Origin of the sequence: Corynebacterium sp. HMSC058E07 (assembly GCF_001809885.1) — a bacterium.
Lineage (GTDB): Bacteria > Actinomycetota > Actinomycetes > Mycobacteriales > Mycobacteriaceae > Corynebacterium > Corynebacterium macclintockiae.
Genome location: NZ_KV799271.1, coordinates 122149 through 143911, shown reverse-complemented (window position 1 = coordinate 143911; position 21763 = coordinate 122149). Strand labels below are relative to the sequence as shown.

Sequence of the window (21763 nt, the reverse complement as noted above, 5' to 3'; positions counted from 1 at the left end):
AGTTTTCCAAAAGAATGTTAAATCCGTCACACTGAGCAGTAGGCGGCAGAGTACGCTGGGGCGTATGACAAGCACCCCAGAATCTAACCCACAGACGAATCAATCCGGCTCTGCGGTGGAGTTCACCGTGACTCGCAACGAGAACCCGGCGACCGACCAGCAGATCGCCGACATCCTGGCCGCGCCGGGCTTCGGAAACCACTTCACCGACCACATGGTCGCCATCGACTGGACGAAGGACAAGGGCTGGCACAACGCCCGCGTGGAGCCTTACCAGCAGGTGCAGATGGATCCAGCCTCCAGCGTGTTTCACTACGGTCAGGCGATCTTCGAAGGCCTGAAGGCATACCGCGGTGAAGACGGCAGAATCGTCACCTTCCGCCCGGAACAGAACGCCCGCCGCTTCCAGGCCTCCGCTGTCCGCATGGCGATGCCGGAGCTGCCGGAGGAGCTGTTCCTGGAGTCCCTGAGCCAGATCGTGGACATCGACCAACGCTGGGTTCCGCAGGGTGGCGGCGAGGAGTCTCTGTACCTGCGCCCCTTCATGATCTCCCGCGAAATCGGTCTGGGCGTGCACCCGGCAAGCAGCTACACCTACTTTGTGATCGCCTCCCCGGCAGGCGCCTACTTCTCCGGCGGCATCAACCCGGTGAGCGTGTGGCTATCCACCGAATACACCCGCGCGGCTCCCGGCGGAACCGGCGCGGCGAAGTTCGCGGGCAACTACGCGGCCTCCCTGGCAGCCCAGGCAGCTGCGCAGAAGGAAGGCTGCGACCAGGTTGTCTGGCTCGACGCGACCGAGCACAAGTACATCGAGGAAATGGGTGGCATGAACCTGGCGTTCGTCTTCGGCAATGAGGAGACCGGCGTTACGCTGGTCACCCCGGAGCTGTCCGGTTCGCTGCTGCCGGGCATCACCCGCCTGTCGCTGCTGGAACTGGCGCGCGACCTGGGCTACAAGGTGGAGGAGCGCCGCATCTCCACCGACGAGTGGAAGGAAGCCGCGAAGTCCGGAGCCATGACCGAGGCCTTCGCCTGTGGCACCGCCGCTGTGGTCACCCCAGTCGGCACCGTCAAGGACGAAACTGGTGAATTCCAGGTCAACGGTGGAAAGACCGGCCCGGTGACCATGCGCCTGCGCGAGCAGCTAACCGGCATTCAGAACGGTCGCGTTGCCGATGAGCACGGCTGGCTCTACACGCTGGTGGAGCAGGCTGCCACCGCGTAGCGAACCATCGGCAGCGCCAGCACGGCACCGAGCCCTTGGCCGGTGCCGAGGTGCAGATCCAATAGTGGATCCAGCCCTAGCGCATTGAGCGCGGTCTGGGTTGCCGGCTCCGTCCCCGCGGACCCAGCCAACCACCACGCAGCCGCTCCCGGCGCCAGCATCTGCGCGCACAGCGCCGCCGCGGCTGCCCCCACGCCGTCGAAAATCACCGGCGTGCGGCGCACCGCGGACTGCGCCAGAATCCCCGCCATCACCACCAGATCCGCAGAACCGATCTGCTGCAGCACACGCGAGGCCACCGCCTTGTCGTCGCGCACGCGGAACATGGCATCGCGGATGACGGACACCTTCGTTTTCCACGCTTCGTCGCCGATGCCGGAGCCCCGGCCGATGATCTTCACCGGCTCCACGCTGCACACGCTGCCAATCACCGCGGCGGCGACGGTGCTCAGCCCGCGGCCTAAATCCCCCAGCAGCAGCACTGCTGTGCCCTTGTCCGCCTCTTCGTCGGCGAATCGCATGCCGCGCGCCAGGTGCTTGTCGTACTCTTCCGGGGTCAGAGCGTCTGCAGTATCGATGGGGCCGGAGGGCTTGCCCAATGTGGCGTCCACAATAGAAAGAGAAACCCGCGCGGCCCGACAGGCATCCACAACAGGGGCCTGTGCGCGGGCCAGTTCCTGGCGGACCTGCGCGGTGAAGTCGGCGGGCAGGGCAGAAACCTCCGGGTGCGCCGTGGCCACCCCGTGCTCACTGGCGACGATAATCAGACGTGCCGCATCCAGCGGCTGGGCGGGGGCGGCTCCCTGGCAGGCGGCGATCCACGCGGCTACATCCTCCAACGTCCCCATGGAACCAGCCGGGATTCCCGCGCTGGTGGGCGCGCTCGAACGAAGCTCTGTAGCGCGACTGCGCGCGGCCTCGTCCGGCGGGACGATGGGTGGGAAGGTAGGGGCGGAAGTCGAAGGTGCCATGGGGACAAGACTATACGCTGTCGCCGATCTGCTTCTGTGGTGCCGGGGTGCGCAGGCGGCGGATCATCGTCGCGCGGGTGAACGCGTACATGCCCAGGCTGAACTTGCCGTGCTGGTTGTTCGGGAAACGTTCGTTGACCAGGCCATTGATCCGACGGCCCAGCCACAGACCCTCGCCGATCATGATCAGGAACACGAACATCATCACGATGGAGGCTAGGTTGGCCACGCTCGGGTTGGACATGCCGAAGATCATGATGACGATCACCAGCAGAGCCAGCGGCAGGAAGAAGTTCATCATGTAGCGGTGGGAATCGACCCAGTCGCGGACGAAACGCTTGACCTCGCCCTTATCGCGATCCATCAGGTAGTCCTCGTCGCCGGCCATCATGCGCTGGTTGGCCCGGCGGCGTTCGCGGTTCGCCTCGTCCTTCTGGCGCTGCTTCATGGCCTTGTATTCTTCCTTGGACATGGAAGCCTTGAGTTCCTTGCGCTGCTTGCGAGCCTCGCCCGGGGTTTGGGGTGCGGTGTAGGCGCTGCGGCGGACGCCGTGCTTGCGCTCTTGTTCGTTGCGCTTCGGGGTGGCCTTGCCCTTCTTCGGCGTAAATGCCTTGGAGGTCTTGTCGTTGGTGACGCCACCGTCTGCGTCGCTGTCTACCTCAGTCGTCGTATCGGCATCCTGTGGCGAGACCTGATCCCCGGCTGGGTCGGCGGCCTTTTCCTGCTTCTTCCATGGCATTTTCACATGTAACAGGCTAGAGCAGGAGGGCAGGGGAACAAAACCCAATTTTTGATTGCTGGGAATAACACGAGACGGCAGTGGCGTTGTGGAACAATGAGGCGTAACTTGTGAGCAAAGCCAATTCTAAGATTCGGTCGTTTATTGAGGAGGACCAACATGACTGCTCCAGAGAAGGTCACCGGTGTGGAGCTGACCGAGGCCGCTCAGCAGAAGGCCAGTGCCCTGCTGGCACAGGAAGGCCGCGACGATCTTTCCCTGCGCATCGCCGTGCAGCCGGGTGGTTGCGCAGGCCTGCGTTACCAGCTGTTTTTCGATGATCGTTCCCTGGATGGCGATCTGGTGGACGAGTACGAGGGCGTGAAGCTGGTCGTGGACCGCATGTCCTCCCCGTACCTGATGGGCGCGAAGATCGACTTCGCTGACACCATCGAGTCCCAGGGCTTCACCATCGATAACCCGAATGCTTCGGGTTCTTGCGCTTGTGGCGATTCCTTCAGCTAAGCAGCCCGTCAGCTAAGCAGCGCCAGCGGCTCTAGCCCTTTAATTACTGACGCTCCCTAGGGATGAACTCCCTTGGGGGCGTTTTTGGGGGCTTTACAGGTTGACCGGGTACTGGCGCTGGTCGATCTGCGGATCGATGCGATCTTCGACGAAGATGCCGTGCCAGACCATGAAGGCGATGACGGTCCACAGTCGGCGGGAGTGGTCCGGGCCGGAGCCGGTATTCATCGCCACGCGGTGTTCGTCCAGCATCTTCAGGACCTCTGCCTTGTTGAAGATGTGGTCGGTCTGCGAGGCCTCGATGTTCTCCTTGGCCCAGCCGTAGAGCTCATCGCCGGCCAGCCAGTGGCGCATCGGAACCGGGAAGCCCAGCTTCTTGCGGTGCAGCACGTGCGGGGGCACGATGCGCTCCATCGCCTTGCGCAGCGCGTACTTGGTCGTGCCGTGGGAAATCTTGAGCTCGTGGGGGAGGGATTCCGCCACCTCGAAGACGACCTTATCCAGGAACGGCACGCGCAGCTCCAGGGAGTTTGCCATGTTGATCTTGTCGGCCTTGACCAGAATGTCGCCGCGCATCCAGGTGAACAGATCCAGGTGCTGCATCCGGGCAACCGGGTCCATGTCCTTGGACTTCGCGTAGATCGGTGCGGTGACTTCGCGGTGATCCCACTCGGGGCGGATCTCGCGCAGGACGCGTTCCAGCTGCTGGTAGTTAAAGGAACGGGCGTTGCCGTAGTAGCGATCCTCCATCGGCATGGTGCCGCGCTGGAGTAGGGACTTTCCGCGCATACCCTCGGGAAGTGCGTTGCCCACGCTGGCCAGCACGCGCTTCAGCGGGGAGGGGATCTTGTCGAAAGGCGCCAGGCTCAGCGGCTCTTTGTAGATGGTGTAGCCGCCGAAGAGCTCATCGGCGCCCTCGCCGGAGAGCACAACCTTCACGTGCTTGCGGGCCTCCTGCGCCACGAAGTACAGCGGAACCAGGGAAGGGTCGGCCACCGGATCGTCCAGGTACCAGATGATCTTCGGAATCGCCTCGGCGTACTCCTCGGGGCTGACCACCTTGACGATGTGCTCGGCGCCGATGGCGGCGGCGGATTCCGCGGCGACGTCGACCTCGGAGTAGCCCTCCCGCTCGAAACCGGTGGTGAAAGTCAGCAGATCCGGGTTGTGGCGCTTGGCCAGTGCTGCAATGGCGGTGGAATCAATGCCGCCGGAGAGGAAGGAGCCGACCGTGACGTCTGCGCGCATGTGCTTGGCCACGGAATCCTCCAGGGCATCGGCGATGCGCTGGAACACGGCTTCCTCGTCGCCAGCAGCGACCTTCTTCACGGGGAAGCGAGGCTCGAACCAGCGGGTCTCCTCGACCTTTCCGCCCGGGGTGACAAAGCCATAGCTGCCGGATTCCAGGCGACGGATGTGCTTGTGCAAGCTTTCCGGCTCTGGGACATACTGCAGGTCGGTGTAGTGCGCCACCGCGCGGATATCCAGATCCAGGTTCAGACCCAGGTCCTCGGCCATAGACAGGATGCACTTCTTTTCCGACGCAAAGACGGTGCCCGCCTCGGTGGTGGCGATGTACATCGGCTTGATGCCGAACTGGTCGCGGGCCAGGAAGAGCTTCTTTTCCTTTGAATCCCACACGGCAAAGCCGAACATGCCACGCAGGTGGTTCACCACATCGGCGCCCCAGTGGTGGAAACCAACGACGATGGGCTCGCCGTCGCCCTCGGTATTAAAGGAGTAGCCGGCCGCTTTGAGCTCTTCGCGCAGCTCGACGTAGTTGTAGATCTCGCCGTTGAATGTCAGGGCGTAGCGGTTCGGTTCATCCTCGGGGCCCCACTGCAATGGCTGGTGGGAGTGCTCCAGGTCGATAATGGAGAGGCGGTTGAAGCCGAACACAACATCCTGGTCGTGCCACGTGCCGCTATCGTCTGGGCCACGGTGGTGCATGCAGGGCAGCGCATTTTCCACGGCATCAACGAAGTTCTCTGCGGCACCATTAGCCGCAATGATTCCAAGCAATCCACACATGCGTTCCGACTTTACGCGGGTGGGGTAGAGGTGGGCTAGTTGCCACGGCGGGGAATCAACCGTTTAGTCGTTTAGTGATATGCGTTACATAATTTGACTTCTGTGAGAATATCCAGCGATCAGTGCGCTGGGGGTGCGGTACGCGTAGCCTCGGGTACATGGCAAAAAACTTCGCATCACAGCTGGTAAAGACTCTCGAAAAGCAGGGCGTTAAACGAATCTTCGGGCTGGTGGGCGATAGCCTTAACCCAGTCGTCGACGAGGTTCGCCAGTCCTCCATTGAATGGATTCACGTGCGCAACGAGGAAGCTGCGGCGTTTGCCGCCGGAGCCGAATCCCTCGTCACCGGCGAGCTTGCCGTATGCGCCGCATCGTGTGGCCCGGGTAACACCCACCTGATCCAGGGACTCTACGATTCGCACCGCAACGGCGCGAAGGTCCTGGCCATCGCCTCGCACATCCCCAGCGTGCAGATCGGCACTCAGTTCTTCCAGGAAACCCACCCGGAGCAGATCTTCCAGGAGTGCTCCGGCTACTGCGAGATGGTTAACTCTGCCGCCCAGGGGCCGAAGGTTCTGCACAACGCTATCCAGTCCACTCTGGCTGGCAACGGCGTGAGCGTGCTGGTTATCCCGGGTGACGTATCTTCCCAGGCGATCGAGGAGGAGGGCTTCATTGACTCGGTGTACGCCAAGGGCCGCCCCGTGATGTACCCGGATGCCGAGGAAGCAGCCCGCCTGGCCAAGGCCATCAACGATGCTAAGACCGTCACTTTGTTCTGCGGTGAGGGCGTCAAAAATTCTCGTGAACAAGTGCTCAAGCTGGCAGAGAAGATCAAGTCCCCGATCGGCCACGCTTTCGGCGGCAAGATGCACATTCAGTACGACAATCCGTTCGACGTCGGTATGTCCGGCCTGCTGGGGTACGGCGCGGCGCGCGAGGCTATGTACGATGCCGACCTGCTGATCCTGCTGGGTACCGACTTCCCGTACAACGACTTCCTGCCCACCGGCAACGTGGCACAGGTCGACATCGACGGCTCCCACATTGGGCGCCGCACCACGATCAACTACCCGGTCGTCGGTGACGTCGGCGCGGTTATCGATACGATCCTGCCGCACATCGAGGAAAAGACCGACCGTAGCTTCCTGGATAAGCAGCTACGCAACCACGCCCGCGCGCTGAACCACGTGGTGGATGCCTACACAAAGAAGGCTGGCAAGTCTAAGCCAATCCACCCTGAATACGTGGCGGACACCATCGACCGTCTGGCGGCCGAGGATGCGATCTTCACCGTCGATACCGGTATGTGCAACGTGTGGGCCGCCCGCTACATCACTCCGAACGGCAAGCGCGAGGAGATCGGCTCTTTCCGCCACGGGACCATGGCCAACGCGCTGCCGCAGGCACTGGGCGCGCAGGCTGCAGACCGAAACCGCCAGGTGATTTCCTTCTCCGGCGACGGTGGCCTGGGCATGCTCATGGGTGAACTGCTGACGGCGAAGCTGCATGACCTGCCGGTCAAGATCATGGTCTTTAACAACTCCTCGTTGGGCATGGTGAAGCTGGAGATGATGGTTGCCGGCCTACCGGAGCACGAGACGGATCACGAGCACGTGAACTTCGCCAAGATCGGTGACGCTATCGGCATTAAGACGATCCGTATCGAGGATCCGCAGGACGTCGAAAGCGGCATCAAGGAGGCGCTGGCTTATGACGGTCCGGTGCTGGTCGATGTTGTGACCGACCCGAACGCCCTGAGCCTGCCGCCGAACATCACGTGGGAAATGATGATGGGCTTCTCTCGCTCCGCGACCCGCACCGTGTTTGAGGGTGGCGTTGGCCGCATGGTGAACCTTGCCCGCGCCAACCTGCGCAACATCGGTGGAGCCGGAGTGATCGAGATCAACAAGCTCTAAACCGAACACCACGGGCGCCTGAAAGACACGCCCTTTAAGCCGATTCTTAGGCGGGAGTCTCGCGCTGCGCGGGCTCCCGCCTAACCCGTGTGGGGGCAATCGGGGCGGTTGCCAACCCCGAAAAGGGAATATCACGTTTCGTGATGGTGGCATTGTCCTGTCAATGGTCTAAGGTTCTTTAAGTGAAGTGGTTCTAGGTCTACCTATCGCGCGCGAACTGCAGGCGCGCGTTAGGTGCGGAGGATCTGGAACTCAAGTGACGTGTGAATGAGGAAGGCAAACTCGCGTGGAACAGCGAAATAAGCACGGTATGACTCGCCGTATTGGCCTCGCCGGTGTACTGGGTCTTGCTGGCCTGGTGCTGACTGGCTGTACTGTCGCCCCGCCGGATAACAAGTTCTTCGAACTGCTTCGTATGGGCTGGCCGAAGGGCATTACCCCCGAGTCCAAGGAAATGGGCAACCTTTGGGTGTGGGTCTGGGTCGTCGCCTGGATCATCGGCATCATCATGTGGGTTCTGTTGTTCGTGAACATGGGTCGCTCTAGCGCGAAGAAGGCTGCGAAGCGCGGCGAGGACGAGTTCCCGCGCCAGACCGGCTACAACGTTCCGCTGGAGCTGGTGCTGACCACCCTGCCGGTTCTGATCGTTTGTGGCCTGTTCTTCTTCAACGTGCAGGCACAGGACCGCGCAACGGCTCTGGACAAGGATCCGAAGGTTACCGTTGACGTCACCGCATACCAGTGGAACTGGAAGTTCGGTTACGAGAAGGTTGCTGCAGAGCTGAACGGTGGCAAGGAGTACAACGGCATCGACAAGGAAGCTCAGGCTCGCGCCGAGGATTCCAAGAAGCCGGCCGAGAAGCTCGACGAGCACGGCCACCAGGTTCCGGGCCCGATCCACGGTCGCGCCAAGGATGACTACAGCTTCCTGAAGTTCAACAAGATCGAGACCCTGGGCACCACCCAGGAGATCCCGGTTCTGGTTGTTCCTTCCGGCACCCCGATCGAGTTCAACCTGGCCTCCGCCGACGTTGTTCACTCCTTCTGGATCCCGGAGTTCCTGTTCAAGCGCGATGCCTACCCGCACCCGGAGGCTAACCGCTCTGAGCGTCGCTTCCAGGTCGAGTCCATCGACAAGGAAGGCGCATTCGTTGGCCGCTGTGCTGAGATGTGCGGTACCTACCACGCAATGATGAACTTCGAGCTGCGCGTTGTTTCCCCGGAGAAGTTCGAGCAGTACATGAAGTTCCGCCAGGACAACCCGGATGCCCCGAACTCCGAGGCTCTGAAGTCCATCGGCGAGGAGCCGTACGCAACCTCCACCCACCCGTTCGAGTCCAACCGCACCGGTACTCGTACCCCGAACGAGAACTACAAGGACCACAACGCCGCGTAAGAAGCGGGGCGCAAGGCTAAGTAAGGAAGAGAGATAAGCAAATGAACTCTGGTGCAAAGCTTTTCTACGGTATCGGCACCTTCTTCGTTGTGGTCACGGTGTTCTACTTCATCGTCACCTCCTCCGTGAAAGATACGGGCAACGTCATGGGCGTTGAGTGGGCTGGTGGCACCGGCCTGGTCATGGCCACCCTGCTGGCCTTCATGCTCGGCGGTTACCTCCACCTGACCGCCAACAAGACCGACATCGGTCCGGATGACTGGGAAGAGGCGGAGATCGAGGACGGCGCTGGCGTGCTGGGCTTCTTCTCCGCAAGCTCCATCTGGCCTTTCTGGATGACCGTCTCCATCGTCGTGATGGGCGCCGGCCTGGCTTGGTGGCACCTGTGGCTGGTCGTCTTCGGCGCAGCCATGCTGATCTGGGCAACCACGATGCTGAACCTGCAGTACGGCCTGCCGCCGGAGAAGCACTAAAACTTCACACTTCACTAAAAGCTCCCCCTCCCGCTAACCACTCTGGTTGCTGCGGGAGGGGGAGTTCTTTTTGTCTTTCTTATCGACGCCCCTTCAGGCGCGCCGACTAAAACTCACGCCCAACAATCCTTTCCATCTGGCGCAAGGCGGCACCGGATTCCAGAGCCTCACGGGCGACCTCTACCTGGGCGGCGAGGGCCGCCTGGAAACCTTCCTCCTCCCAGCCCTGGACGGCTGTCAGGGCGCCAGCCGCGTTAATCAAGACAGCATCCTTGATCGCCCCCTCGATCTCGCCCTTCATGAGGCGCACAGCAACGTCCGCGTTGTAGTTCGCGTCGCCGCCCGCGAGGCTGCCGTCCTCATAGAAGTCGAGGCCGACGCTGCGAGGGTTAATGATTTCCTCACCGGTGCGGCCGCGGGCGTCCACAGTTACAACCTCAGTGGGCGTGCAGACAGAGATTTCGTCCATTCCGTCCATGCCGCGCACCACGAGTACGCGACTACCACGATGGGCGAAGGCACCGCCCATGATGGGCATGAACTCCTTGAAGGCGCAGCCAATGAGGCCGTACTTGGGGTAGGCCGGGTTCGTCATGGGTCCCAGCAGGTTGAAGATGGTGGGCGCGCCCAACTGGCTGCGAACGGGGCCGGCGAAGCGCATGGCGGGGTGGTAGGTCTTGGCGAACATGAACGCAAAGCCGGTGGTGTGAGCGTCCTCGCGGATGGCCTCGGGGGAGCGCTCGATGTCGAGCCCCAGAGCCTCCAGCATGTCTGCGCCGCCGCACTTGGAGCTGGCAGCGCGGTTGCCGTGCTTAACCACCGGAACGCCGGCAGCGCTGACAACGAAGGAGGCCATCGTGGAGATGTTGACGGTGTGGTGGCCGTCGCCGCCGGTACCGACGATGTCCACGCAGTTGGGAACATCGCTGAAGTCCACGGGGGTGGCGAAACTAGTCATCGTCTCCGCGGCGGCAGCGAGTTCCGCAGCGGTGATGCCCCGGACTCGGATGCCGAAGATAAACGCTGCGATCTGTGCTTCGGTGGCTTTGCCGTCCATGATCTCGTTCATGGCCCAGCGCACCTGCGATTCACTGAGCTCCTGTCCGTTACCCAAGCGCCCCAACACGCCGGGCCAGGTGAAGTAGCTGGGAGGCAGCTGTTCGGGGGACAATCCGCCCGGTTGTGCGGGCTGTGGGGTAGCGGGGGACATTGCTATTGGGGTACCTCTCTGGTTAGAAGATTCTAAGCGTACTAACCAGTCTATTAGGCTCGAGGGGAGTGCGGGGAGCTTTTGGCGGGTGATCAGGCGGTTCCCGTTGGGGGTGCCGGGGGAGGCCAGGGTTAGCCCCATCAGAGGGTAGCGAGCGTGTCTGCTCTTGACGAAAGTGTGTATTGACCTGTCGTTATGTAGGCCGTCGGATGGGTGCATGGAAAAGTTCCCGCTAACCCCTAACGGGGTGGACTTTCAGGCCTATCCAAGGTTTCACCTGCGGATTTACAGATTCCTTCCAGAAAACCGCTCGAGTGAATCGACTATCGGGCTTCAAACGGCCATACTGTTAGGCGTGACGAGCGCAGTTGAAAACCCAGGTATGGCAGCACCACATCGTGTTGCGACACTGAACCGACCCAATATGGTCAGTGTCGGCACGATTGTGTTCCTGTCTCAGGAATTGATGTTTTTCGCTGGCCTGTTCGCGATGTACTTCGTGTCCAAGGCCAACTCTGGCGGCAATTGGCCGTCCGAGCCCACGGAGCTGAACGTGCCGTTCGCGGCAGCAATTACGGTCATTCTGATCAGTTCTTCGTTCACTGCTCAGTGGGGCGTATTCGCAGCGGAGAGGGGTGACGTCTTCGCACTCCGCAAGTGGTATGCACTTTCGGCGCTTCTGGGAACGATCTTCCTGGTTGGCCAGATCTACGAGTACATCCACTTGGTTGAGCACGGAACCACGATCGGTGGCTCCGTCTACGGATCGGTCTTCTACATCACGACAGGCTTCCACGGCGCGCACGTGCTCGCCGGTGTTCTGGCCTTCGTTGTGGTTCTGTTGAGGACCGCGAAGTCGAAGTTCACCCCGGCACAGGCCACCGCCGCCGTCGTTGTGTCTTACTACTGGCACTTCGTGGACGTGGTGTGGATCGGCCTGTGGATCACGATTTACTTCATTCAGTAGGCCGGCCAGGCCGGTTCTTCCTTCTGAAGAGAGTCGGCCTACAGCCCATCGCAATTCCATTGACTAACAAATAAGGGAACAAGATGGATATCAACTCCACCAACGCAACCACGGGGCAGGCCCCCAGTGGTTCGAAGGGCGGTGCCGCCAAGGCACGCCGCCGCCGGAAGGTCCGCAAGGCCTTCGCCGGCGCGTTGGCTTTGTTGTTCGCACTCACCGGTGCGGGCTTCCTGGCTAACGCATTGACCCCTGACGCCCAGAATGCCGTAGCTGAGAAGAGCTCCGAGGATCTGGCTAAGCAGGGTAAGGAACTTTACGAAGTTGCATGTATCACCTGCCACGGTGCAAACCTGCAGGGTGTGAAGGACCGCGGTCCTTCCCTGATCGGTGTTGGCGAGGGCGCTGTGTACTTCCAGGTACACTCCGGCCGCATGCCAATGCTGCGTAACGAGGCGCAGGCCAAGCGTAAGCAGCCGCGCTACTCCGAGCAGCAGGCTTTGGCGCTTGCAGCTTACGTCAACGCCAACGGTGGCGGCCCGGGCATCGTCCGCGACTCCAACGGTGAGATCGCTATGGAGTCCCTGCGTGGCTCCAACAACCAGGATGGCAAGATCGACCCGGCCGACGTAGCCCGTGGTTCTGACCTGTTCCGCCTGAACTGTGCATCCTGCCACAACTTCACCGGTAAGGGTGGCGCACTGTCGAGTGGTAAGTACGCACCAGCTCTGGCTCCGGCTAACGAGCAGGAGATTTACCAAGCTATGCTGACCGGCCCGCAGAACATGCCGAAGTTCTCCGATCGCCAGCTGACTGCTGACGAGAAGAAGGACATCATCGCCTTCATCAAGTCCGCCAAGGAGACCCCGAACCCGGGTGGCTTCGGACTGGGTGGCATCGGCCCGGTGACTGAGGGCATGCTGATGTGGTTTGTTGGCATCGTGGTTCTCGTTGCCTTCGCTATGTGGATTGGATCGCGGTCATGAGTGAGAACGCCAAGAAGTACAGCCACGAAGAGCTGTCGAAGATGAATGATGACGAGCTGGCCCGCCTGGGTACTGAGCTCGACGGTGTGACGGTTGCCTACCGCAAGGAGCGCTTCCCGATCGCCAACGATCCCGCTGAGAAGCGCGCGAGCCGCAAGGTCACCATCATGCTGGCCCTGTCGGTACTGTTCGCGATCGCTTTCATCGGTATCTACCTGTTCTGGCCGTGGGAGTACAAGCACCTGGCTGAAGATGGTGTTTGGCTCTACTCCATCTACACCCCGCTGCTGGGCCTCACCTCCGGCCTGAGCATCACCCTGCTGGGTGCTGCCATCGTTGCATACACCAAGAGCTTCGTTCCGGAAGAGATCTCGGTTCAGACCCGTCACGATGGTCCGTCCGAGGAAGTTGACCGCCGCACGCTGGTCGCTCTGCTGAACGATTCCTGGAAGACCTCGACGCTGGGCCGTCGTCCGGTTATCGCTGGTCTGGCTGGCACTGGTGCTGTCCTGGCTGGTCTGACGATCGCTCTGCCGCTGGGCGGCATTGTTAAGAATCCTTGGAAGGCCAAGGCAATGGGCATCCAGGGCGACGGTACCCTGTGGACCACCGGCTGGACGCTGGCGGAGCAGGGCGAGAAGGTCTACCTGGGCCGCGACACCGGCGCGATCGCCGAGGAGCACGATGGGCACTACAGCACCCAGGGTGTTTCCCGACTGATCCGCATGCGTCCGGAGGACCTGGATCCGGCCTCGATGGAGACCGTGTTCCCCATGACCGAGGATATGGTCAACGACGGCGACAAGTTCGACAAGAACCGCGACGTCTACGAGGAGCACATGCACTCCATCCACGGCCCGCGTAACGCCGTGATGCTGATTCGCCTGCGTTCCGCAGATGCCGAGAAGGCAATCCTGCGCGAGGGCCAGGAGGACTTCCACTACGGTGACTACTTCGCTTACTCGAAGATCTGTACCCACATTGGTTGCCCTACGTCCCTGTATGAGCAGCAAACTAACCGCATCCTCTGCCCGTGCCACCAGTCTCAGTTCGATGCACTGCAGCACGGTAAGCCGATCTTCGGACCGGCAGCCCGCGCACTGCCGGAGCTGTCGATCTCGGTCGACGAAGAGGGATACATGTACGCCGACCGTAACTTCATCGAGCCTGTCGGCCCGGCATTCTGGGAGCGTCGTTCATGACCACTAAGCAACAGAGCCGCGCTGCTAAAGCGGCCAACAACATCGACGAGCGGTACACTGCCTCCGGCCTGATCCGCCCGCAAATCAACAAGGTATTCCCGACTCACTGGTCTTTCATGCTCGGTGAGATCGCGCTGTACTCCTTTATTATCCTGATCCTGTCCGGTGTCTACCTGACGCTGTTCTTCGATCCCTCCATGTCGAAGGTGATCTACGACGGTGCCTACGCACCGCTCAACGGCGTGGAAATGTCCGCCGCTTACAAGACTGCTCTGAACCTCTCCTTTGAGGTTCGCGGTGGCCTGTTTATCCGCCAGGTCCACCACTGGGCTGCGCTGCTGTTCGCCGTGTCGATCATGGTGCACATGCTGCGCATCTTCTTCACGGGTGCGTTCCGCAAGCCGCGTGAGGCCAACTGGGTAATCGGTTGTGTCCTGCTGCTGCTGTCCGTGGCCGAGGGCTTCATGGGCTACTCCCTGCCGGACGACCTGCTGTCCGGTGTCGGTCTGCGCATTATGTCCGCCATCATGGTTGGCCTGCCGATCATCGGTACCTGGCTGCACTGGATCATGTTCGCTGGCGACTTCCCGGGTGAGATCATCATTCCTCGCCTGTACATCGCCCACGTTCTGCTGATCCCAGGCATCCTGCTGGCTCTGATCGCTGCTCACCTGGCACTGGTTTGGTACCAGAAGCACACCCAGTTCCCTGGACCGGGTCGTACCGAGAACAACGTTGTCGGCGTTCGTATTTTGCCGGTGTTCGGTCTGAAGGCCGCTTCCTTCGGCCTGATCACCTTCGGTGTTATCGCTCTGCTGGCCGGCCTGTTCCAGATCAACGCAATTTGGAACCTGGGCCCGTACAACCCGTCGCAGGTTTCCGCTGGTTCCCAGCCGGATATCTACATGCTGTGGACTGACGGTGCTGCACGTGTCATGCCTGCCTGGGAGCTCTACCTGGGTAACTACACCATCCCGGCTGTGTTCTGGGTAGCACTGCTGCTGGGTCTGCTGGTTGTCCTGCTGTTCACCTACCCGTGGATCGAGCAGAAGATGACGGGCGATGACGCCCACCACAACCTGCTGCAGCGCCCGCGCGACGTTCCGGTCCGCACCGCTATCGGCGTGATGGCTCTGGTCTTCTACGTACTGCTCACCATCTCGGGTGGTAACGACCTGCTGGCCATGCACTTCACGATCTCCCTGAACCTGATGACGTGGCTGGGTCGCATTGGCCTGGTGTTGCTGCCGCCGATCGCGTACTTCATCACGTACCACCTGTGCGTCTCCCTGCAGCGCTCCGACCGTGAGGTTCTGGAGCACGGTATCGAGACCGGTACGATCCGCCAGCTGCCTTCCGGTGGCTTCATCGAGGTTCACCAGCCGCTGGGTCCGGTCGACGAGCACGGCCACCCGATCCCGCTGGAGTACCAGGGTGCTTACGTTCCGAAGACCATGAACGAGCTGGGCGCCGCTGGCCACCCGGGTCGCGGTGGATTCTTCTCCCCGGATTCCCCGGAGATTGCCGAGAAGGCAGAGCGTATCGAGAAGGAAAACCACGCCGAGCAGAAGGAAATGTTCGAGCGTCTGAACGAGGAGAACCGTCGTCGCCACGAGGAGCTCGACAAGTAGCCCTCGTTAAGAGCTAACTCAACTGCTCTCACAAAGGCTCGTAGAGATCCCGTCCACCTTCCAAGGTGGGCGGGATTTTTATTGCTCAGTCAAGGCGCGCAGAACGCCATAGGTCGCCAGGGCATCGTTCATTGCACGATGTAGCGGGCGGTGGGGGACTTTTAGGTATGACGCCACGTTCCCCAATCGATACCGTCCAACGGACTCTCGGGGGATCAACGCACGGGAGGCTTCCGCGGTGCACACTAGGCGGGGAGTATAAGGAGGCACAGAATCTATGTCGGTTGGTTCCATGCCTGTGTCCCTGTGTTGAGTCTGCGGCGCCAGCTGTGCCCGCAGAATCTCGTGTTGGATAAAGGAGAAGTCGAAGGACACATTATGGCCGACAAGGCGTGGCGTGGCTGCATGGGCGGGGAGAGTTGCACCCGTGGGGGAGTTGGGGCGCAGGAAGTGCATGAGATCGGGCAGAACCTCCGCAAACGTCGGCTGATCGGCGAGTAGGCCGGCCGAAATGCCGGTGAGGTCTGTGACTTCCTCTGGTACGTCCTGGTGGGGGTTGAGGAGGGTGGCGAAGCGATCTGTGATCTCGCCGTCTGCAACCCGTAGCGCGGCAATCTCGATGATGCGGGCCTGTTGTGGGCGCAATCCCGTAGTTTCCAAGTCGATGACGATGCAGTCTGAGAGGGTGCGCTGCAGATCCACACGCAGCCTTCCCGGATCTGCGTGTTCCGGTGTGCGGGGCTGCTGGGGCAAACTGCGCTGAGGCAGAGCGTGTTGGGGGGAGTGGTGCTGGGGTGGGCTCTGCAGCGGTGAGTTCTGCTCTAAAGGGGAAGGAGACACGAAGAATCAGTCTAGCGGGGAGCGCGACAGGTGGGTTGATCCGTCACCTTGTTGGGGCGTAGGGGCGTCAAAAATAGGCCAAAAACCGTGGGATGTGACTAAGGTCACATAAAGTGGTTTCTGAGAGAAGGGTAAGGGGAAGGGGATACATGACTCTTCTGGGTGGTGGAAAGAAATCCCAGGTCAGCGAATTATAAAGCTTTGATAACTTTCACGCTCGTGTTGAAGGTTCGTAAAGTATCGGATTGATAACAACCGCACGTTAACGACGGAAATCAAGAAAATTTGGCGATTAGCTAGACATTGCTTGCAACCATTTCGTAATCTTTTCGAGACCTTAGCGGTGAGCCCAAACAAGGAACTTGGATCGCCAAGGGTTGAACTACAACAGAACACTCACCGCACCGCGGTAGCGGCAATAGCTACCGGGCGAGGGGATACATCCCCAGACAACGGACTGAAAGGTAATTGAGGATCAATATGGGCAAGCACAGCCTGAAGAAGAACAACGCATCCCGCAACGCAGCAATGATCGCCGCCGTCGGTGTGGGCGCCGCTGTACTGAACCCCGCTGCAGCCCAGGCTGCTCCGGTTACCCACAAGCCGTCCGGCGTAACCGTCGAGATTCCGGACCACATGCTGCCGGCCATCAAGCCTTACTTCAAGCAGGCTAACCTGACCACCGGTGACAAGGCTCCGGCCGCAAAGGGTGCACCGGCAGCTAAGCCGGCCTCGGCGCCGAAGCCGGCCAGCTCCTCCATCGGCCAGCGTATTGCTGACATCGCTAAGTCCAAGATCGGCGCTCCGTACTCCTGGGGTGCTGCTGGCCCGAACGCTTTCGACTGCTCCGGCCTGACCTCTTGGGCGCACCGCCAGGTTGGCAAGAACATCCCGCGCACCTCTTCCGCGCAGGCTGCCGCAGGCAAGAAGGTTTCCCTGAACGCTCTGCGGCCGGGCGACGTGATCTCCTACTACGGTGGCGCTTCTCACGTTGCTATCTACATCGGTGGTGGCAAGATCGTCCACGCGCTGAACTCTGGCAACCCGGTGCGCATCGATAACCTGCACATGATGCCGGTCTACAACGCGGTTCGTTTCTAAATTTTTTTTGGTGACGCCACCCCAGCATGTCAATAGCCTGGAAGGTTCTTCTGGGGCTTAAGTTACAGCTGGTAAATATGTGAAAAGGTGGGGCTCGTGCCGTTTGGGTATGAGTCCCACTTTTGCCCTCTCATGTGGCAGAATATCTACCGTTACCAAACGGTGATCTACGCCGTTGGCCCGTCCAGTGGTCCTTACTCCTTCAGAATTAAAGAAAGTCCAGTCGTGAATGTGATGTCTTCCTCTTCTCGCGATCGCTTCGTCGGTTCCCGCGCGCTTACCAAGGCCGCTACCGCAGCTCTTCTGTCCCTCGCAGTGGGTGCCAGCGTCCCGCAAGCCGGCGCTGACCCGCAGGATGCTCGCAACAACCAGCAAGAGGCGCAGAATCAGGGCGACAAGGGCGACAAGAAGGCTGAAGAGGTTCGCCGTCTGCTCGACGCTCCTATTCCGAAGGACGTCGACGGGCTGCTGAACCACGTGAAGAAGATCTCCAATCTTGCCTCCGAGACCTCGGACGAGGTCGAGCAGCTGAAGATCGACATCAAGCAGGCCGAGGGCAACCTGGGGCGGGCTAACAAGACCGCTGATGATGCCAAGAAGCGCGCGGATAAGCTCGCCGTTGACGTGAAGTCCTCCCGTGCGAACGTCACCGGAGTTTCCCAGGCTATGTACCGCGGCGCGACCGTTGACCCGGTATCCGCTTTCGTCGGCTCCCAGGGGCCACAGGCTGCCGTCGAGCGCTCCTCTTACCTGGCCACGATCGGCAACCAACGCACCGATGCTGTCGACAACCTGACCCGCAAGCTGAAGGATGCGGCTAAGGAGAAGAACAAGGCCAGCCGCTCTAAGGCAACCGCCGATTTCCAGCTGCGCACCCTCAACGACCGCAAGTCGGACCTGGAGGACCGTAACAAGCAGCTCGATAAGCTCAAAGACAAGGTCATGAAGGTCGTCGACGGCCTCAGCCCGGAGGATCGCCGACGCTGGGCCGACCGCAACGGCCCGATCGACGTCGACGTAGAGGCGTTCCTCGGCGGCCTGAAGGGTAAGGGTGATTCCGGCGCGCCAGTCAACGCAACCGGTGTGGTTGCCGCAGCGCTATCCAAGATCGGTTCTCCGTACTCTTGGGGCGCTACCGGCCCCAGTGCCTTCGATTGTTCTGGACTGATGTACTGGGCATACCAGCAGCAGGGTAAGACGATCCCGCGTACCTCCTCCGCACAGATTGCCGGTGGGCAGTCCGTGTCTATCAATGACCTGCAGCCGGGCGATATCGTCGGCTACTACCCGGGCGTGACCCACGTTGGCATGTACATCGGCGACGGCAAGGTGGTCCACGCTCCCGACTACGGCATCCCCGTCCAGGTGGTTCCGCTGAACTCCATGCCTGTCCAGGGTGCTGCCCGCTACTAGTAGAAGTAGAACTGGCGCCGATATCATTTATCGTATGCCTAGCGAAGTCCAGCACCGCCACCCGCGCGTCCTCGTTGTCACCAATGACTTTCCGCCTACCTTCGGCGGGATTCAGACGTACGTTCGTGACTACCTCACCACACTGGACCCCAACAACGTGGTCGTGTTCGCGTCCACGCAGCATGCCACCAACGCTCGGGAGTTCGACTCTCAGCAGGATTACACGGTCGTCCGTTGGCCCCGCAAGGTCATGTTGCCCACTCCCGCCACTGTCCGGCGGATGCAGCAGCTGATCCGCGAACACGAGATCCACACTGTCTGGTTCGGCGCTGCCGCTCCGCTGGCACTTATGGCCGAAGCTGCCCGTGCCGCGGGCGCACGCCGCATCGTCGCTTCCACCCACGGCCACGAGGTCGGCTGGTCGATGTTCCCCGGCACCCGCCAGGTGCTGGGTCGGATCGGCCGGACGGTGGACTGCCTTACCTATGTCTCGCACTACGCCCGCAACCGCATGGCCAGCGCCTTTGGTCCCTCCGTGGCTTGGGAGCCCATGCCCGGTGGCGTGGATACCGACGTGTTCCACCCGAATCCGGCCGTCCGTGACGCACTGCGCGCCCGCTATGGGCTGGAGGACAAGAAGGTTATCGTCGCGGTTTCCCGGTTGGTTCCGCGCAAGGGCCAGGACACGCTGGTCAAGGCCATGCCCGCCATTTTGCGCGAGCATTCGGATGCGCATCTGCTGATCGTCGGACCCGGTACGTACCGCGCGAAGTTGGAGGAACTGGCGCGGCGGTTGGGCGTCACAAAGAATACGACCTTTACCGGTGCCGTTGAGGCAGAAGAGCTACCGGGGCACTTCACCGTCGGCGATGTTTTCGCGCTGCCGGTGCGCACTCAGCTGGGCGGCTTGTCGGTGGAGGGGCTAGGCATTGTGTTCCTCGAGGCGCAGGCCGCCGGCGTGGCCACGATCGCGGGGAATGGCGGCGGCGCCCCGGAGACCGTGATGGACGGTCGGACGGGCGTGGTCGTGGACTCGCGGGACCTGGATGACGTTGCCGGTCGTATCTCTGTGTTACTTGGTGACGCCCCTACGCGCCAGCGCCTGGCGACCGCAGCGCGGAAGCACGTGAATGAACGTTGGACCTGGCAGGTCCTGGGGTATCAGTGCCGTGCGGTAATGGCAGGTGAGGGCGGGATTCCGCCGCGCCATAGCTTCGCCTAGAACGCCGACTGGGCGGTGGGGGACGTTCCGCACGATTTTTATGGGGCGCCGGGCTGGCTAGAATGAGGGGGTTAATCGGTACAGAAAGAATGTTCGGAAGGGTGGATCGTCGCGTGACTGGGAGCTTGACCGTAGGCGTGGACATCGGCGGTACCAACCTGCGCGCTGCCGTGGTGGACGCCGACGGGAAGATTCTGGACATTGAAAAGCTGCCCACCCCATCCAACGTGCACGCCTTGGAAGCCGCGCTGGTACACGCCGTGGGCTGCCTGCAGCGCCGCAACGAGGGGATCGGGGCGGTCGGCTTGGCAGTCGCCGGGTTCATTAACTCGCAGCGCGATACGGTGCGCTTCGCCCCGCACCTGCCGTGGAGGAACACCAAGGTGACCCAGCGGCTGAGCACACGCCTGGGGCTGCCGGTGGAGCTGGAGCACGATGCGAACTCCGCCGCGTTGGGGGAGTACCACCTGGGAGCTGCGCAGGGAGCGGGCACGTGGGTGCTCTTTGCGCTGGGCACAGGCATCGGCGGGGCAGTGATGGTCGAGGGCGAAATCTACCGCGGGGCATTCGGAACCGCCCCGGAGTTCGGGCACCTGACCGTCATGCCCGGCGGGCGGGCCTGCCCCTGCGGAAAGCAGGGATGCTTGGAACGCTATTGTTCCGGTTCGGCGCTGGCGCTGACGGCACAGGATCTGATTGCGACGGGCGAGTTCCCGGATTCCGCCATTACTCGCGAGTTCGCACAGCACCCGGAGGAGATCTCTGGCCGGGCGGTAGTGCGCCTTGCCCGCGAAGGCGACCAGCTGGCGCGTGCCGCCGTCGAGGACATGGGACTGTGGCTCGGCCGGGGTCTGTCGCTGGTACAGGACGTGCTGGATCCGGAGCTGATTGTCATCGGCGGGGGAGTCAGCGCAGACGCGGATCTGTTCCTGGACCAGGCCGAATCCATGCTGAACTACGACATTGTCGGGGCTGGTCACCGACCAGTCGCGCGGGTGAAAACTGCGCAGTTGGGTGGCGATGCCGGTATGATCGGCGTGGCACTACTGGCGCGCAAGCACCTAGGAAGCGCCGCCTAAAGAGGGAAAAAAGAGTAACGGTAGGTTTTAAAAAGCATGCAGAACAAGGCGTATTGGTTCTTTAAGTACATCCTGATCGGCCCGTGGCTGCGTGTATATAACCGCCCGTTCACCAAGGGGCTGGAAAAGCTTCCCAAGGAGGGCGAGGGCATCCTGGCCTCCAACCACCTGGCAGTGATGGACTCCTTTTACCTGCCGCTGGTATCCAAACGACAGCTGACGTTCCTGGCCAAGAAGGAGTACTTCACCACCCCCGGCCTGGTCGGTGGCATTCAGAAGTTCTTCTTCACCTCCGTCGGCCAGGTGCCGATTGACCGCCAGGACAAGGAATCCCAGAACGCGGCCTTGGCAACCGCACTGAAGGTGCTGGAGCGCGGCGACCTGTTGGGCATGTATCCAGAAGGAACCCGCTCGCCGGACGGGCGCCTGTACCGTGGCAAGACCGGACTGGCCCGCATCGCCCTGGAATCTGGGGTGAAGGTGTACCCGGTGGCGATGATTAACACGAACAAGGCAAACCCCATCGGCACGTGGATCCCCCGTCCGGCGCGCTGCGGCGTGTATGTCGGTGACCCGATCGATCCCGAAGATTTCCGTGATGCGGGCGACGACTACGCCCAGGCCAGGGCGCTGACCGACGCGATCATGGAAGCCCTGCACGAGCTTTCCGGCCAGGAGTATGTGAAGGATTTCTATGCCGCGGATGTGAAGAAATCCCTGGAGGAAGGCAAGGGCTACCCGCCGGGATCGGAGCCCCGTAACTAGGGCTGATCAGTCGCTACTTGAATGCTACCCGGGCGCTACCCGAGCACTACCCGGGTTTTACCCAGGCCTTTTCCGACACGCCCCGATCG

Annotated in this window: 19 protein-coding genes; 14 read left to right on the top strand and 5 right to left on the bottom strand. The window is 61.4% G+C overall.

Annotated features, from left to right (window positions below):
* Positions 1–64: 64 nt before the first annotated feature.
* Positions 65–1228, top strand: coding sequence for a branched-chain amino acid aminotransferase (locus HMPREF2678_RS04340; RefSeq protein WP_051898249.1), 1164 nt, complete (start codon positions 65–67; stop codon positions 1226–1228).
* On the opposite strand, the gene HMPREF2678_RS04335 is transcribed toward HMPREF2678_RS04340, so the two are convergent.
* Entirely contained in the window at positions 1195–2199 is a 1005-nt protein-coding gene (locus tag HMPREF2678_RS04335; protein ID WP_070551053.1) for a nicotinate-nucleotide--dimethylbenzimidazole phosphoribosyltransferase, read from the bottom strand. The genes HMPREF2678_RS04340 and HMPREF2678_RS04335 overlap by 34 nt on opposite strands.
* A gap of 10 nt (positions 2200–2209) precedes the next feature.
* A complete protein-coding gene (locus HMPREF2678_RS04330) occupies positions 2210–2938 on the bottom strand; it encodes a DUF3043 domain-containing protein (protein WP_070551051.1) in 729 nt (242 codons plus the stop codon).
* Positions 2939–3097: 159 nt separating this feature from the next.
* Between HMPREF2678_RS04330 and HMPREF2678_RS04325 the strand changes: the two genes are divergently transcribed.
* Positions 3098–3442, top strand: a complete 345-nt coding sequence (locus tag HMPREF2678_RS04325) for a HesB/IscA family protein (RefSeq protein ID WP_034970256.1) — start codon at positions 3098–3100, stop codon at positions 3440–3442.
* A gap of 93 nt (positions 3443–3535) precedes the next feature.
* On the opposite strand, the gene asnB is transcribed toward HMPREF2678_RS04325, so the two are convergent.
* Positions 3536–5473 carry an asparagine synthase (glutamine-hydrolyzing) gene (gene asnB / locus HMPREF2678_RS04320; protein WP_034972062.1) on the bottom strand — a complete coding sequence of 646 codons (1938 nt, stop codon included), beginning with the start codon at positions 5471–5473 and terminating at the stop codon, positions 3536–3538.
* A 158-nt stretch (positions 5474–5631) separates the two neighbouring features.
* Between asnB and HMPREF2678_RS04315 the strand changes: the two genes are divergently transcribed.
* The 3 genes from HMPREF2678_RS04315 (at position 5632) to HMPREF2678_RS04305 (ending at position 9261) form a co-directional block, all read left to right on the top strand.
* A complete protein-coding gene (locus HMPREF2678_RS04315; protein ID WP_034970251.1) occupies positions 5632–7392 on the top strand; it encodes a pyruvate dehydrogenase in 1761 nt (586 codons plus the stop codon).
* A 286-nt stretch (positions 7393–7678) separates the two neighbouring features.
* Positions 7679–8788 (top strand): aa3-type cytochrome oxidase subunit II, encoded by a 1110-nt coding sequence (locus HMPREF2678_RS04310; protein ID WP_070551049.1) that lies wholly within the window; start codon positions 7679–7681, stop codon positions 8786–8788.
* Between the two features lie 41 nt (positions 8789–8829).
* Complete coding sequence (locus HMPREF2678_RS04305; RefSeq protein WP_034970243.1) at positions 8830–9261, top strand: aa3-type cytochrome oxidase subunit IV; 432 nt, start codon at positions 8830–8832, stop codon at positions 9259–9261.
* Between the two features lie 106 nt (positions 9262–9367).
* Here HMPREF2678_RS04305 and trpD read toward each other — a convergent pair whose 3' ends face one another.
* Complete coding sequence (gene trpD / locus HMPREF2678_RS04300; RefSeq protein ID WP_034991850.1) at positions 9368–10471, bottom strand: anthranilate phosphoribosyltransferase; 1104 nt, start codon at positions 10469–10471, stop codon at positions 9368–9370.
* 355 nt (positions 10472–10826) lie between these two features.
* Here trpD and HMPREF2678_RS04295 point away from each other — a divergent pair, with 355 nt between their 5' ends.
* The 4 genes from HMPREF2678_RS04295 to HMPREF2678_RS04280 all read left to right on the top strand — a co-directional run bounded on the left by HMPREF2678_RS04295 (position 10827) and on the right by HMPREF2678_RS04280 (position 15254).
* On the top strand, positions 10827–11438 hold the full coding sequence (locus HMPREF2678_RS04295; protein ID WP_034970235.1) for an aa3-type cytochrome oxidase subunit III: 612 nt from the start codon (positions 10827–10829) through the stop codon (positions 11436–11438).
* A gap of 83 nt (positions 11439–11521) precedes the next feature.
* The gene (locus HMPREF2678_RS04290) at positions 11522–12421 is read left to right on the top strand and encodes a cytochrome bc1 complex diheme cytochrome c subunit (RefSeq protein WP_070551047.1); all 900 of its coding nucleotides are present in this window, start codon (positions 11522–11524) and stop codon (positions 12419–12421) included.
* Positions 12418–13623: a cytochrome bc1 complex Rieske iron-sulfur subunit gene (locus tag HMPREF2678_RS04285; protein ID WP_034977280.1), complete on the top strand. Its 1206-nt coding sequence runs from the start codon at positions 12418–12420 to the stop codon at positions 13621–13623. The genes HMPREF2678_RS04290 and HMPREF2678_RS04285 overlap by 4 nt, the downstream gene beginning before the upstream one ends.
* The gene (locus HMPREF2678_RS04280) at positions 13620–15254 is read left to right on the top strand and encodes a cytochrome bc1 complex cytochrome b subunit (RefSeq protein ID WP_035007472.1); all 1635 of its coding nucleotides are present in this window, start codon (positions 13620–13622) and stop codon (positions 15252–15254) included. Before HMPREF2678_RS04285 ends, HMPREF2678_RS04280 begins: the two co-directional genes overlap by 4 nt.
* A gap of 78 nt (positions 15255–15332) precedes the next feature.
* Here HMPREF2678_RS04280 and HMPREF2678_RS04275 read toward each other — a convergent pair whose 3' ends face one another.
* On the bottom strand, positions 15333–16094 hold the full coding sequence (locus tag HMPREF2678_RS04275) for a 3'-5' exonuclease (protein ID WP_246817880.1): 762 nt from the start codon (positions 16092–16094) through the stop codon (positions 15333–15335).
* Between the two features lie 480 nt (positions 16095–16574).
* Between HMPREF2678_RS04275 and HMPREF2678_RS04270 the strand changes: the two genes are divergently transcribed.
* The 5 genes from HMPREF2678_RS04270 to HMPREF2678_RS04250 all read left to right on the top strand — a co-directional run bounded on the left by HMPREF2678_RS04270 (position 16575) and on the right by HMPREF2678_RS04250 (position 21674).
* Positions 16575–17195 carry a C40 family peptidase gene (locus HMPREF2678_RS04270; protein WP_034970221.1) on the top strand — a complete coding sequence of 207 codons (621 nt, stop codon included), beginning with the start codon at positions 16575–16577 and terminating at the stop codon, positions 17193–17195.
* A gap of 234 nt (positions 17196–17429) precedes the next feature.
* Positions 17430–18608: an NlpC/P60 family protein gene (locus HMPREF2678_RS04265; RefSeq protein ID WP_246817879.1), complete on the top strand. Its 1179-nt coding sequence runs from the start codon at positions 17430–17432 to the stop codon at positions 18606–18608.
* Between the two features lie 34 nt (positions 18609–18642).
* Complete coding sequence (locus tag HMPREF2678_RS04260) at positions 18643–19830, top strand: glycosyltransferase family 4 protein (protein ID WP_070551045.1); 1188 nt, start codon at positions 18643–18645, stop codon at positions 19828–19830.
* A gap of 89 nt (positions 19831–19919) precedes the next feature.
* Positions 19920–20909 (top strand): ROK family protein, encoded by a 990-nt coding sequence (locus HMPREF2678_RS04255; protein ID WP_070551043.1) that lies wholly within the window; start codon positions 19920–19922, stop codon positions 20907–20909.
* 36 nt (positions 20910–20945) lie between these two features.
* Positions 20946–21674, top strand: a complete 729-nt coding sequence (locus HMPREF2678_RS04250; RefSeq protein ID WP_034977287.1) for a lysophospholipid acyltransferase family protein — start codon at positions 20946–20948, stop codon at positions 21672–21674.
* Positions 21675–21763 lie beyond the last annotated feature (89 nt).